Source organism: Rhizobium sp. SJZ105 (genome assembly GCF_007828365.1).
Lineage (GTDB): Bacteria > Pseudomonadota > Alphaproteobacteria > Rhizobiales > Rhizobiaceae > Agrobacterium > Agrobacterium tumefaciens.
This window is the reverse complement of sequence record NZ_VIUP01000001.1, coordinates 1,716,223-1,728,920: the sequence shown is the minus strand read 5'-3', so window position 1 is coordinate 1,728,920 and position 12,698 is coordinate 1,716,223. Positions and strand designations below refer to the sequence as shown.

13 protein-coding genes are annotated in these 12,698 nt (G+C 59.2%); 5 read left to right on the top strand and 8 right to left on the bottom strand.

Translation table 11 applies throughout. From position 1 onward, the window contains the following. Positions 1-7: 7 nt before the first annotated feature. The 5 genes from hutC to FB593_RS08750 all read left to right on the top strand — a co-directional run bounded on the left by hutC (position 8) and on the right by FB593_RS08750 (position 4,693). Positions 8-745, top strand: coding sequence for a histidine utilization repressor (gene hutC, locus FB593_RS08770; protein ID WP_065659756.1), 738 nt, complete (start codon positions 8-10; stop codon positions 743-745). Positions 746-938: 193 nt separating this feature from the next. Next, complete coding sequence (exbB, locus tag FB593_RS08765; RefSeq protein ID WP_038489411.1) at positions 939-2,102, top strand: tonB-system energizer ExbB; 1,164 nt, start codon at positions 939-941, stop codon at positions 2,100-2,102. Between the two features lie 6 nt (positions 2,103-2,108). Then, positions 2,109-2,594 (top strand): TonB system transport protein ExbD, encoded by a 486-nt coding sequence (gene exbD, locus FB593_RS08760; protein WP_113472992.1) that lies wholly within the window; start codon positions 2,109-2,111, stop codon positions 2,592-2,594. Further along, the gene (locus FB593_RS08755; protein WP_038489418.1) at positions 2,591-3,517 is read left to right on the top strand and encodes a TonB family protein; all 927 of its coding nucleotides are present in this window, start codon (positions 2,591-2,593) and stop codon (positions 3,515-3,517) included. Before exbD ends, FB593_RS08755 begins: the two co-directional genes overlap by 4 nt. A 186-nt stretch (positions 3,518-3,703) precedes the next feature. Beyond that, the gene (locus FB593_RS08750; RefSeq protein WP_112291039.1) at positions 3,704-4,693 is read left to right on the top strand and encodes an Ldh family oxidoreductase; all 990 of its coding nucleotides are present in this window, start codon (positions 3,704-3,706) and stop codon (positions 4,691-4,693) included. Between the two features lie 223 nt (positions 4,694-4,916). Here the strand turns inward: FB593_RS08750 and FB593_RS08745 are convergent, their stop codons facing one another. The 8 genes from FB593_RS08745 to phnD all read right to left on the bottom strand — a co-directional run bounded on the left by FB593_RS08745 (position 4,917) and on the right by phnD (position 12,693). After that, entirely contained in the window at positions 4,917-5,162 is a 246-nt protein-coding gene (locus tag FB593_RS08745; protein ID WP_003514469.1) for a LuxR C-terminal-related transcriptional regulator, read from the bottom strand. A gap of 383 nt (positions 5,163-5,545) precedes the next feature. After that, on the bottom strand, positions 5,546-6,586 hold the full coding sequence (locus tag FB593_RS08740) for an AraC family transcriptional regulator (protein ID WP_112291037.1): 1,041 nt from the start codon (positions 6,584-6,586) through the stop codon (positions 5,546-5,548). Positions 6,587-6,673: 87 nt separating this feature from the next. Beyond that, positions 6,674-7,288, bottom strand: coding sequence for a phosphonate metabolism protein/1,5-bisphosphokinase (PRPP-forming) PhnN (gene phnN / locus FB593_RS08735; protein ID WP_003514473.1), 615 nt, complete (start codon positions 7,286-7,288; stop codon positions 6,674-6,676). Next, positions 7,285-8,421 (bottom strand): alpha-D-ribose 1-methylphosphonate 5-triphosphate diphosphatase, encoded by a 1,137-nt coding sequence (locus FB593_RS08730; RefSeq protein WP_111799220.1) that lies wholly within the window; start codon positions 8,419-8,421, stop codon positions 7,285-7,287. Before FB593_RS08730 ends, phnN begins: the two co-directional genes overlap by 4 nt. Beyond that, positions 8,418-9,116: a DUF1045 domain-containing protein gene (locus FB593_RS08725; protein ID WP_019564525.1), complete on the bottom strand. Its 699-nt coding sequence runs from the start codon at positions 9,114-9,116 to the stop codon at positions 8,418-8,420. The genes FB593_RS08730 and FB593_RS08725 overlap by 4 nt, the downstream gene beginning before the upstream one ends. A 266-nt stretch (positions 9,117-9,382) precedes the next feature. Beyond that, on the bottom strand, positions 9,383-10,732 hold the full coding sequence (gene phnE / locus FB593_RS08720; RefSeq protein ID WP_025592096.1) for a phosphonate ABC transporter, permease protein PhnE: 1,350 nt from the start codon (positions 10,730-10,732) through the stop codon (positions 9,383-9,385). Further along, a complete protein-coding gene (phnE, locus tag FB593_RS08715; RefSeq protein ID WP_013635271.1) occupies positions 10,732-11,718 on the bottom strand; it encodes a phosphonate ABC transporter, permease protein PhnE in 987 nt (328 codons plus the stop codon). The genes phnE (FB593_RS08720) and phnE (FB593_RS08715) overlap by 1 nt, the downstream gene beginning before the upstream one ends. A 69-nt stretch (positions 11,719-11,787) precedes the next feature. Continuing rightward, positions 11,788-12,693: a phosphonate ABC transporter substrate-binding protein gene (gene phnD, locus FB593_RS08710; RefSeq protein WP_003514479.1), complete on the bottom strand. Its 906-nt coding sequence runs from the start codon at positions 12,691-12,693 to the stop codon at positions 11,788-11,790. Between the last annotated feature and the right edge of the window lie 5 nt (positions 12,694-12,698).

Sequence of the window (12,698 nt, the reverse complement as noted above, 5' to 3'; positions counted from 1 at the left end):
CATCGGTATGAGGAGTATAGGCGCCGATCTTCAGGAAAAATCACTGCACGAGCGCATCCGCAACGATGTCGAGCGCCACATCATGTCGGGCGAGTGGCCGCCGGGGTACCGTATTCCCTACGAACACGAGATGACCCGGCAATATGCCTGCTCGCGCATGACGGTGAACAAGGCGCTCGGCGAACTGGTGCAGCGCGGCCTTATCGAGCGCCGCCGGCGTCTCGGCACCTTCGTTCGCCAGCCCCATGCGCAATCGGCCGTGCTGGAAATCCACGATATCGAGCGGGAGGTGCAGGCCCTCGGCCTCGTTTACGGTTACCGTCTCGACAGACGGCGACTGCGCCCTGCGGGGGAAGAAGACGGCGCGGCCATGGCGCTTGCCGCGGATGCCTCAGTTCTGGAACTCACCTGCACGCATTTTGCCGGCGGCGTTCCCTTTTGCCTCGAGGAACGCATCATCAATGTCACCGCCGTTCCGGAGGCTGAGGCAGCGGATTTTTCACAGATCGGGCCGGGCACTTGGCTGCTGAAAATGGTTCCCTGGAGTGCCGCGGAACATCGCATCAGCGCAGTTTCCGCTGATCGCAAAAATGCGACCGCGCTCGGCATTGCTTCCGGTGCGGCGTGTCTGGTCATCCACCGCCGCACCTGGCACGGAGCGGATTATGTCACCAGTGTTCGGGTCACCTATCCCGGCGACCGACACGCGCTGGTGGCGCAGTTTTCGCCTTCGCAAAACACCTGAAGACCGCAGGTCGGTCAATTTTTTGTAAAGAAGAGTTTACGGGTCGTCTTTTGGCAATATAATAGTTGTCAAAAGAACTCAGGTTTATTATCGGAACGTCAAGCTTTCACGACGGCATCCGTTCATGGCCCCGGTTTTAATGAACCGGTCAATCTGCGGATGAGTTCATCGACGGAAATCCGGGATAAAAATTATGTCAGCTGAGACCTCAACTTCTTCCGCGTGCTTCACCAGAGCAAACAAAACACGGCATATCTCACTTGCCATGACGGTCACTTTGCTGGCCGGCTTGAGTGCCGGAGCGGTTTTTGCTCAGTCGGCATCCGAGACCCAGATCCAACCAGCACCTGCACCGGCAACGGAAACGATGCAGCCCGCGCAGTCGCCGGCTGAGACGCCGAGCGCTCCGGCAGTCCAGCCTGTGCCGCCTTCCGCTGCCGCGCCCACACAGCCCGCGCCGGCCCAGCCTGCGCCCGCCGCAAGTAATCCCACGCCGGCAGCCGAAGGTGTTTCACCGCAGCCGACACAGACGGAGCAACCCGCTCCGACGAACGGTACGGCAGCGCCGAACGAGGTCTCCACCCCGGTTGAACCGGTAGTCGCCGAACCCGCAAGTGCCGGACATCGTGCTGATATCCCGCACAACCTGTCTCCCTGGGGCATGTTCATGGCGGCAGACTGGGTCGTGAAGGGCGTGATGATCGGTCTCGCTTTTGCATCGCTCGTCACCTGGACGGTCTGGGTGGCGAAGTCTATCGAGCTTGCCGGTGCACGGGTGCGCGCCGGTGCGACACTAAAGGTTATTCGCAGGGCGAAAACCCTGAACGAGGCGACTGAGGCCGTCGAAAAGAAGGGCGGGCCGGCAGCGCTGATGTTGCGCATGGCAACTCACGAAATGCAGCTTTCCGACGCGGTGGTCGAACACACCGACGGCGGCGGGATCAAGGAGCGTGTCTCCTCGGCCCTGTCACGCATTGAAACCCACGCCGGTCGCCGCATGTCGCGCGGAACGGGCGCCTTGGCGACCATCGGCTCCACCGCTCCCTTTGTCGGTCTGTTCGGTACCGTCTGGGGCATCATGAATTCCTTCATCAGCATCTCGGAATCGCAGACCACCAATCTCGCCGTCGTGGCACCCGGCATTGCCGAGGCGCTGCTTGCCACGGCAATCGGCCTTGTTGCTGCTATTCCAGCGGTGGTGATCTACAACGTCTTCGCCCGCTCGATCACGGGATACCGGCATTTGCTGGCGGATGCCGCAGCCGGCGTGGAACGCCTCGTCAGCCGTGACCTCGATTTCCGCCGCATTCCGCCGGGCAGCAGCAGCAAGCCCGCAGTGTCGTTGGTTGGGCGGTGATCGGTCATGGCTGGCGGTATTCGCGAAAATAGCGGAGACGATCTCTCCGAAAACCACGAAATCAACGTCACGCCTTTCATCGACGTGATGTTGGTTCTGCTCATCATCTTCATGGTTGCTGCACCGCTGGCGACCGTGGATGTGAATGTCGATCTGCCCGCATCCACCGCCAAGCCGGCGGAGCGCCCGGAAGAGCCGCTTTATCTGACCGTCAAGGATGATCTGTCGCTCAATCTCGGCAATGATGCGGTTGCCCGCGAAGCCCTGGCAGCGGCGATCGACCGGCAGACGAGCGGCAAGAAAGATACGCGAATTTTCCTGCGCGCCGACAAAGCCGTCGACTATGGCCACTTCATGGAAATCATGAACCTGCTTCGCGATGCCGGATATCTGAAAATCGCTCTGGTAGGGCTGGAAAATGCCGCTGCGGCAACGCAGCCAGCCGGTGCCGTTTCGCCCGCCGCGCCTTCAGTTCCAGGAACCGCGCCATGACTGAAAACGGCTACCCGCAGTCCCGACATTCCCGCCTAGGGGAAGCGGCGTTGTGGTCCGCCGCAGCACTGCTCATGCTGGGCGTTCATGCGGGTTTTGCCTATTACCTGATGCAGGAACCAGAGGAACTGGATGCCGGCGGGCCGCCGCCTGCCGCAATCATGATCGAAATGGCGGCCATACCGGAAGCCGTCAACACCGAGGAAACGACGCCTGCGCAGGACGTTGAAGATGCCGAAGAGGTAAAGAGCGACAACAGCCAGCCGGTAGAGGAAGTCACCCCGGAGGAGCCGCCGCCGCCTGAGCCGGTTGTGGAAACGCCGCCGCCGGAACCCGTGCAGCCGCCGGAACCGCCGGTCGAGGAGATCGTCGAACCGCAGGAAATTCCCGAACCGGTGGAGCCGATCGATCCCGTGCAGGAACAGATGATGGCGGAACTCGAAAATGTCGAGGTTCCCTTGCCCGTCATCCGGCCACCGCCGCCGCCGGTCGAAAAGAAGGTGGAGAAGAAAGAAACGGACGACAAGAAGAAGGTCGAGCGCCAGCGCCCCAAACCGCAACAGGCATCGGAACTGCGCGAAACGGCCAAGGCCGAGACACAGCAATCCGACCGGACGGCGGCATCGCGCAACAATGCCGGTTTCTTCTCTTCATCCTCCGCCTCGCCGGCAAAATGGGGATCGAAGGTTCGCTCGCATATCCAGAGGCGTAAGCCCCGCTCGCTTCGCAGCGATGCGATGACAGCGACCGTGCGGTTCCGGGTTAACGATACAGGCGCCATCAGCGGTGTCAGTGTGGTGCAGTCCACTGGTGATTCCTCCATCGACCAGCAGATTGCGGCCTGGATCCAGAGCGCGTCACCCGTGCCCGCGCCGCCACCGGATGCAAATAAGACAATCACCTTGCCGATCAGCATCCGCTAGATCAATTCCAAGGCCACGTCGCGGTTCTGCTGGAATAAGCTCTTGCCTGGCATGACGCCCTGCCGAAGGGCGAATGCGTGCCCAACCGGTATTCTCGATAAGATATCCATTTGGGCCTGAATTGCATTTCGCGAATGTTTTCGATGGTGTAGGTCTTGTCGACTTAACACGCAGAGGCATTCCGGAATGAAATTCTCAATCGCAGAGGCGGAGGATCTCGTATCCTCTATCTTTGAGCGTAACGGCGTTCTGCCGCAAAACGCCCGCTCCGTGGCGAAGGCGCTCGTGGCATCCGAGGCTGCAGGCCAGGGCGGCCACGGTTTTCGGCGTATCCCCGTTTATGTCCGTCAGGCGCGGGTTGGCAAGGTCAATGGCAATGCGCGGCCGGTGGCAAGTCGTGTCAAACCGGGTGTGCTTTCAATCGACGCTAACAACGGTTACGCCTATCCCGCGATCGACTGCGCCGTAGACGAGTTGCCGGACATGGCCCGGCAGCAGGGCATCGCGCTTGCCGCGATCCATCGCTCCCATCATGCAGGCGTCATGGCACTTACAGTCGAGCGTTTCGCGGAAATGGGCCTCGTGGCGCTGATGTTCGCCAATGCGCCTGCATCCATGGCGCCTTGGGGTGGCACCAAACCGCTCTATGGCACCAATCCGATTGCGTTCGCCAGCCCTGTTGGCGAGGCAGATCCGCTGGTGATCGATCTGGCGCTTTCCAAGGTTGCGCGCGGAAAGATTATGGCGGCCCGCCAGAAGGGCGAAACCATTCCGGGCGACTGGGCGCTTGATATGAATGGCCGGCCCACGACCGATCCCGAAGAAGCCCTGGCCGGAACGATGGTGCCTGCGGGCGAGGCCAAGGGGGCTGCCCTGGCGCTGATGGTGGAGATCATGGCCGCCGCGCTAACCGGTGGAAGCTTCGCCTTCGAGGCCTCTTCCCTTCTGGACGACAAGGGTGCGCCACCCTCTCTCGGCCATACGATCATCGCCATAGACCCCGTATCGTCGGGCGGTGCGGCCTTTACCGAGCGACTGGCGCTTATCGCCGGAGAGATAGAGAAGCAGGAAAACGTGCGTTTGCCCGGTCGGCGAAGCCAGGGCATTCGAAGGCAGGCGCTGGAAAGCGGTATCATCGTCGAAAGCGATATTCTTGCCGAGATTCAGTCGCTGTGAGGAACTGAAAATGAAAACCCGGCGGACCGGAAAGTCCGCCGGGTAAACCGTGTATGGCTGCCTTGCATTTGCGCCGATAGGCCGGAAATCATTTCCGACCCGCCTTTTGGTCCGCCGTCCCGCCATCGAAATGGTGGGTTTTTGGCGCAGAAAGCAACACATCCGGTTTTGGCTTACGGGAAGGGGACGATATCGCGTAAGCTTTTGGAGCGAGAGGGAAGCTCTAAATATCCTGTTCGATCAGTCCACGCAGCAGGGCGATGCTGACGGCATTCAGCAGATTGGCCGCACCCAGCCTTAGGCGGACCCGTTCCAGAGTATCTTTAACATCCGCTTCGTCCGCTCCCGTTATCAAGGCAATGTGAGAAGGATGTCGGCCCCGCGCAACGAGCCCCAGATATTGCCGCTCACGATCCGAAAGGACGATTTCACGCGCCTGGTGACGTTCATGCTGCGTTTTTGACGACATAGTCTTTCAGCCTCAAAAGAGATTGACCTTCCCAAAGCCGGATGTGGCCTCAGGAACCAGGCAATAAGCGGCTGATCTCGCAGCCAGCCGGTCCCGGCATGGGCATATCCTCGGCGATGAAAGAATGACTGCATCGTCCTTCCCAAAAACCTGAAATCGGTTCTTGTCCAGAACAATGTAAAATTCAAAGCTTTGGAATATTTTCCGTCATGCCCGAAGGCATATTGCGGCGTTCTATTAGGCGGTCTGCCATCTCAAGAGAATAACATCTCACGCCAAGTTTTGCGTTTTTATTGTTATGTTTCGATACATAATCCAATGAACGCCGACATATTTCCTAATTTTATTTTGGATATATGGAATATTGATGCTGGGAATGCGCCCTATACGGCGGAATGATGCGCGTGTGTCTTGCGAATATCCGTGGGCGTTGCCCCGAACCAGCGGGAAACGGAACGCGAAAACGCACCCGGCGTGGAATAGCCGAGCCTGTAGCTGATATCGGAAACCGGAAGATCGCTTTCCACGAGGAGCTTGAAGCCGGCATTCTTGCGAATGGCGTCCTTTATCTCGTTGAGATTAGTCCCAAGCTCGGCAAGCCGTCTTTGAAAACTGCGTTCCGACAGGTTGAAATAGGGGGCGATCTCGCTCAGCGAAAGCTCGGCATCCGACAGCCGCACCTGCATGTAACGCTTCACCTGATCGATGAAATGCGTGGCGTCTGCCGATGTCTCCGGCCGCAGCATCCGGCATTGCAAGTTCATCAGCTCGAACAGCCGCTCATCTGCATTTGGGTTGACCACGTCCAGAAGTGATGTGGGAAGACGCATGGTATGGATGGGTTGCGAAAAGCTGACGCGCTTGGTCATTCTTTCTTTAAATAGCTGAATATTAACCGGTTTCGGCCGTTCCAGACCGATCTCGATCAGGTTGACGCGCTCCCCCAGAATATCGCGAAGGCGCTGGATCAGAGCTGTCAGCGACAAATCCACATATTGATCGCGTTTGGCGATGACAGGCGCAAAGGACCACGACAGGGTTACGTGCGCGGCATCCGTGACCATGGTGAAATTGCTGTTATTGGTCGCGTAATAAACGTGATCCTGAAGAAAACGCAGGAAAGCCCGCACTGTCGGCGCGCTGATCAGGCCATATCCGAATGCGCCGGATGCGCCGGCGGGAAAGGTGGACGCGCATTGCAAACCAAAGGCGTCGTCGCCGGAAATCAACGCACATGTCTCGAGCAGGCGGCAAAATCGGTCGAGGCTGATGCGCTCCGTCACGCTGCCGAAAGTGGCGGGATCGATATCGAGAGCCTTGCAGATGGGGGCAATATCGATGCCCCGCGACCGTGCATAATTGGCGACGCCGGCGGCCAGACCGGCCACCACTGTTATCTCGTCGCTGACCCTCTTTTCAGGCATCCCTCGCCTTGGCGTACCATGTTTGGAAATTGTCGCCTGATGGTAAGCGTTGGGAAGCCATTTGTCGAGCAGTTCGGCCTATGGAGTTTAAATGTGGCGACGGCAGGCGCTCTGCTCCAGCACCTGCATGATGGTTTTGCCCGCATCTTCCATGGAACCGCTATTGTCCACGGTCGTCACATCAAAATCTCCGACGACCGTGAGCGAACTGCGTTCCAGCCGCCGGAGAATATCCTCCCGGCTTTCCCGCCCGCGCTGCTCCAGCCGCTTCGCCAGCACGTCCGGCCGTGCAACGATGTTCACGACCTTGAGGCGCGCAAAGGCGGTGCCGAACTGGGGCAGGGCCGAGCGGGAGCCGTTGGCGATGACCACGTCTCCCGCATTAAGATGACGATAGACGGCGGCCGGAATGCCATATTTCAGCCCGTGCGCCTGCCAGGAAACGGCAAAAGCACCTTCGTCTTCCAGCCGGTTGAACTCGTGCATGGAAACGGCATCGTGATTTTCGCCGCCGGCATCGCCGCTGCGGGTAATGACCCGGCGGGTGAAATGAAAGCCCGGCCGCCCGGACAGCTGCGCTGCCGCATAATCCATCAGCGTGTCCTTGCCGGCCCCACTCGGGCCGACAATTACGATCATGGTTCCGGGCACAGTACCCAGTGTCTGGCCGTCAAGCCGGCTATCCTGTCCGTTGCCGGTCATGCCACGCGTTTGCCCTGACGCCAGACCGAGCGGGCGACGGGAACGCCGTCCTCACGGTGAACTCGGACCAGATCGGCCCGCAATCCCGTTGCGATGCTGCCGCGATCGCGAAGGCCCACCGTTCGTGCCGGCGTGGAGGTAACCATGCGCAACGCTTCCGGCAGAGTGATGGCTTCCACCTGGTCGGCGAGCAGGAACGGTGCGTAAAGCAGGCTGAACGGCACATAGTCGGAAGAGAGAACATCCAGCACGCCAAGTTCGGCAAGATCACGCGCGGCGATGTTGCCGGAATGGGACTTGCCGCGAACGATGTTCGGTGCGCCCATCAGCACGCTCATGCCGGCGCTGTGCGAAGCCTTTGCCGCCTCGACGCTGGTGGGGAACTCCGCGAGTTTCACGCCGTGCCCGATCGCTTCGCCCACATGCGCTTCTGTAGCGTCGTCATGGCTTGCAACGGTTATGCCGCGCTCGGCGCAGCGGGCCGCCAGGTAATCCCGGTGCTTGGCAGAAAACTCCGCCGATGCCGTCTGCCGGCGTCTGACGAACTCGGCGAAAGCCTCGTCGCTCAGTCCGCGCTTCTTCTGGTAATAGAAGATATATTGATCCATCGACTGGAACTGGCGCTGCCCCGGGGAGTGGTCCATCATCGAAATCAGCCGCACACGCGGATCGGTCTCAAAATCTTGGAAATGCTCGAGCACATCGGCGGAGGCGACTTCACAGCGCAGGTGCAGCAGGTGATCTGCCCGCAGGCGGTTCTGATCGGCAGCGGTTTCAATGGCATCCGCCATTTCCCGCATCTCGCCCTTCTTGAACCCGCCATCTTCGTCGGAGCCGAGCCGCAGGCAGTCGAAAACAGTGGTAATGCCTGATGACGCGACCTGCGCATCGTGAGCCTGAATGGCGGCGATCTTATCCCAGATAACCCCGGGACGCGGCGAATAGTGCTGTTCCAGATGGTCGGTGTGCAGTTCCACCAGACCCGGGATGAGGAAATCGCCTTCAAGATCCTCACCGGTCTTGGAGGCGCCTTCGCTGATATCGGCGATCTTGCCGTCACGGATCAGAACGGATCCCAGAATAATATCGTCTTCCAGAACGATACGGGCGTTGGAAAGGGCATGCTCGGTCATGGGTCAGCATCTTTCTTTGGCGGCTGGCCAAGCGGGTGCCAGCGATGAACGGTAAATGGTGCGCCGCGCGTTTCCTCAACGAACAAAGCGAGGCCGGAAATGGTGAGAGGCCGGTCGACGAACTCGGAAAACTTGGTCGAAAGCACATCCTGGATAGCGGGCGCGTCGCTTTCGTCGATGCGGCCCGTCAGCGTCATATGAAAGCGGAAGTCGTCCATGACATGCGGATAACCCCAGAGCGACAGATTTTGCCGCTGGCTTTCGGTCAGGTTTTGCGGGCGCCGGCGGGCAATGTCGGTTTCGGACAGGGGGGCGCGAAACCGGTCGAAATGGTCGACGATCTCAGCGGCAAAATCCTGCAGCGGCTGGTAGGTGCGATCCGGAACGAGCGCGAAAAACGGCCCGAGTGCGCCGATGACAACACGCGGAATATCGAAGACGGACTGGCTGGCCGCAAACTGTTCGAGGGCGGCGACGAGATCCGCTTCGCTGTATTTTTCGGAAAGCTCGAAGGGGGCTTTCAGCGTCGCGTGGAAACCGTAACGGCGCGGCTCCTCCGTCATCTCCGCATAAGCGGCATGGTCATCATGTTGCGCGCCGGAAAACGCATTGCGTCCCAGCCAGCGCGACGCCGCTTCAGTCAGTGGATGATCTTTAGCCGGAGAAAAATAGATGGCGTAGCGCACGGCAAGCACTCTTCGGTGTCATGGAAAACCTGGATGAAAAGCTATTTGGCGTGACTCGCCCGCTTCCCGCAAGGTCAGGAGTGCGAGGTAATCGCTTTCCGTGACAGAATGATGATGCCCCAAGAAAAAAAGCGCTTGAAACGCCGCGTGTCTCTCGAATGTCCGGAAGACGGATGCTGGCGCATTGAGGGGATGTATCTGACTTTGCAAAGAGGTTCCGGTTTTGCGCACGTCTCGGGAAGCGGGATAACCAAACCCCGCTCCCGCTTTATGAATTAATGCTGGGTTTTCCCGATCAGGCGCGACCGCAGGGAATTCGAGATGTGGTCGAACAGGAAAACCACGAAGAGAATGAGCAGCACCATATAAGCGACCTTGTCCCAGTCGGCATTGGTACCCATCGCTTCCAGCAGTTTCAAACCGATGCCGCCAGCGCCAACCGCACCGATGATCGTGGCTGAACGGGTGTTGCTTTCCCAGAAATAAAGCGACTGGGAAATGAAGACCGGCAGGACCTGCGGAAGCACGCCGAAACGATTGACGGCGATGGGGGAAGCGCCAACCGATTTGACGCCCTCGCGCTGCTTGTCGTCAACATTCTCCAGCGCCTCGGCATAGACCTTGCCGAGCGCGCCGGTATCGGTGAAGAAGATCGCGGCAATCCCGGGGATCGGCCCCGGACCGAAGCTGCGGGTGAAAAACAGCGCCCAGATCAGCATGTCGATCGAGCGCAGGAAGTCGAATAGACGCTTCATGCCCCAGTTGGCGGCCCTGTTGGCGGTGATATTGCGTGCGGCGAGAAAAGCGAGCGGCAGGGCAACGAGCGTGCCGAACAACGTGCCCACAAAGGCCATCACCAGCGTCTGCATCAGCTTGGAAAGAATATCGGCGTGCTGCCAGACACCATTGTCGAGGAAATCATCGACCATGTGGCTGATGTTGGAGCGCGTGGGATCGAGCCTTTCCCCCCACAGCGCCAGTGCGGCAAGGTCGCCGTAGCCCTTGCCCCAGAATTCCGATTTGGTATCGAACAGGAAGTTCGCCCACCCGAGGAACCGCCGCTGCACGTAAACCTGGCTGGTGCGGATTTCCGCCTGTCCGGCAAAACCGTAATGCACGAGAACCTTGTTGCCGTCCTGCGTGATCTCTTGCGGCAGGACCTCAGGGGCCAGAGCCTTGTCGCCATTGATGATGACGGGATAGTTCTTGCCGTCCACATAGACGTCCACCCGGGTCGGCGTTACGTCGAGACGGTTTTGCGTGCCCGCGTAAACGACGCTGTAGCCGCCATCCGGCAAGGGTTGCAGCCAGTCGATCGGCGCATCGGCGGGATATTGCATCCGGCTTGACCACTGCGGGTTCACCTTGCCGTCTTCGAAACGAAGGCGTGGCTGGGCCCGCCAGGAATACCAGTCCTGAATGTAGCTCGAAGCGCGATCCCATCGGCCCTGCATGAAAGCGGGGCCGACATTGAAGAAGAAAAAGCAGGCGGTGAGATAGACGAGGACGGCGACAATACCGGTCAGCAAGCCGTATCGCTGCATGAAGCCGCGATTGAAAATTGCGGGATGTGCGGCCGTCAGCCTCTCGCGGTCTGCGGTATTGAGAATGAAGCTGGACGACATCAGGCCGCTCCCCGTCCGAATTCGAAGGATTGATGGCCAATCAGCCTGCGGCGCAACCAGCTGGAAAACTGGTCTACGGCGATGATGGTGATCAGCAGCAGGATGATGATGGCATAGGTCTTGGAAGCGTGATCGTTACCGATCGACAGCCGAAAGACCTCGCCAATGCCGCCACCACCAACGGCGCCGATGATGGTCGAGGCGCGTACGTTGATTTCGGCACGCAGCAATGCATAGGACACGAAATTGGGCAGGACCTGCGGCACGATGGCAAAGCGAACCCGCTCCAGCCAGTTGGCACCCGCGGCACGCAGGCCTTCATCCGCCTTCATGTCGGCATTTTCCACGACTTCGAAGAATAGCTTCCCCAGAGCCCCGATGGTGTGCACGGAAATCGCGATGATCGCCGCGATCGGCCCGATCGATAAGATGGCAGTCAGCAATCCCGCGACGACGATCTCCGGAAAGGCGCGCAGAATCTCCATTACCCGGCGTACAACCCAGCGCACGAGGCCGGCACCGATAAGGTTGGTGGAGGCAAAGAAGCACAGCACAAATGCGAAAGTCGTGCCTATTATCGTCGAGACCAGCGCGATGTTGAGCGTGATGATCAGCTGATAGATGAAATGCGGTATGTAGAAACCGTTGGTGATGTAAACGCGATCCGCGACATAGTTGTATTTCAGCGAACCGTTGTCATAGGGCGACGGCAGGTCGAACATCGCCCGGAAGACCTCGAGCGGGCTATCCGGCACGAATGTTTTCATGAAGTCGAAAAAATATGGCAGGCGCTCGAAGAACTTGCCCGAATTGGCCTCATTGGCGAAATTCAGTGAGGCGGCAAGGACGATGAGGAAGATAACGAGCGACATAACGGTATAAATCCGCCGTGTCCTAAGCTGCTGTTGATAATGACGCATCACTGTTCGGGACGATGCGCTCAATCCCTCGGGGGTGAGGGTACCATGTTGCAGTGTGGTCGCCATGCCGCTTTCCTTTATTGGCAAAAGCGGCGATGCCGCAAGGCACCGCCGCTTCCGGATATGATCTGAGGATCAGCCGCCGATAACGGACTTACGGGCGTCGATGATCGTCTGGTAGAAAGCCGGGTCGACCTTGATGTAGGCAGTGTTCTTGCCCTGGGTGTAACCCTGGAAGCAGGCGAGATCCTTCTTCGGCAGTTCCATGAAGAAGTCTTCGACCTTCTGCTTCATGCTGTCACCGATCTTGTTGGCAACGAGAAGCGGACCGTTCGGGATCAGCGGGGACTTCCAGACCTGAACGATATCGTCCATGTCGAGGTTGCCCTTCTTGACCATCTGGTGAAGGTTGCCGCCGGAGTAGCCTTCTTCCCACTTGCCGACGCCCGAACCGAATGTCGTGCCGACGTCGAACTTTTTGTCGAGAACGGCGAGAACGAGGTTCTCATGGCCGCCGCCGAAGCCGGTTTCGGAGAAATATTCCTTGACCGGAACGCCGGTTTCCTTCGGGATCGATACGTTCGGGACGAGGAAGCCGGAGGTGGAGTCAGGGTCGGCGAAGCCGATCTTCTTGCCCTTGGCGTCAGCCAGAGACTTGATGCCGCTGTCCTTGCGGGCAACCATGATCGTGTAGTAGCCGCTGGAACCGTCAGAGCCGGTATAGGTCAGGATCGGATCGACGGCCTTGGGATCGGCAATGGCGATCTTGGCGTAGGAAGAAGCGCCCATGGATGCAATGTCGATGGTGCCGCCGAGCAGGCCCTGGATAACGCCGTTATAGTCCGGCGACGGGAAAACCTGAACTTCGGAAACGCCGGTTGCAGCCTTGAGGCCATCGGCAACGCACTTCGTGTTGCGGATCTGGTCGGCTTCATTTTCCGAACCGTCGAGACCGATACGCAGGACCTTGACGTCCTGAGCCATGGCCGAACCGGCCAGAACGCCAAGGGCGACTGCCGAAAGAAGGATTTTCTTCAACATGGACT

Bases quoted from the DNA above. Each gene is read 5' to 3' on its own strand.
- hutC (WP_065659756.1), top strand. From the start codon at position 8: ATGAGGAGTATAGGCGCCGATCTTCAGGAAAAATCACTGCACGAGCGC.
- exbB (WP_038489411.1), top strand. From the start codon at position 939: ATGTCAGCTGAGACCTCAACTTCTTCCGCGTGCTTCACCAGAGCAAAC.
- exbD (WP_113472992.1), top strand. From the start codon at position 2,109: ATGGCTGGCGGTATTCGCGAAAATAGCGGAGACGATCTCTCCGAAAAC.
- FB593_RS08755 (WP_038489418.1), top strand. From the start codon at position 2,591: ATGACTGAAAACGGCTACCCGCAGTCCCGACATTCCCGCCTAGGGGAA.
- FB593_RS08750 (WP_112291039.1), top strand. From the start codon at position 3,704: ATGAAATTCTCAATCGCAGAGGCGGAGGATCTCGTATCCTCTATCTTT.
- FB593_RS08745 (WP_003514469.1), bottom strand. From the start codon at position 5,162: ATGTCGTCAAAAACGCAGCATGAACGTCACCAGGCGCGTGAAATCGTC.
- FB593_RS08740 (WP_112291037.1), bottom strand. From the start codon at position 6,586: ATGCCTGAAAAGAGGGTCAGCGACGAGATAACAGTGGTGGCCGGTCTG.
- phnN (WP_003514473.1), bottom strand. From the start codon at position 7,288: ATGACCGGCAACGGACAGGATAGCCGGCTTGACGGCCAGACACTGGGT.
- FB593_RS08730 (WP_111799220.1), bottom strand. From the start codon at position 8,421: ATGACCGAGCATGCCCTTTCCAACGCCCGTATCGTTCTGGAAGACGAT.
- phnE (WP_025592096.1), bottom strand. From the start codon at position 10,732: ATGTCGTCCAGCTTCATTCTCAATACCGCAGACCGCGAGAGGCTGACG.
- phnE (WP_013635271.1), bottom strand. From the start codon at position 11,718: ATGGCGACCACACTGCAACATGGTACCCTCACCCCCGAGGGATTGAGC.
- phnD (WP_003514479.1), bottom strand. From the start codon at position 12,693: ATGTTGAAGAAAATCCTTCTTTCGGCAGTCGCCCTTGGCGTTCTGGCC.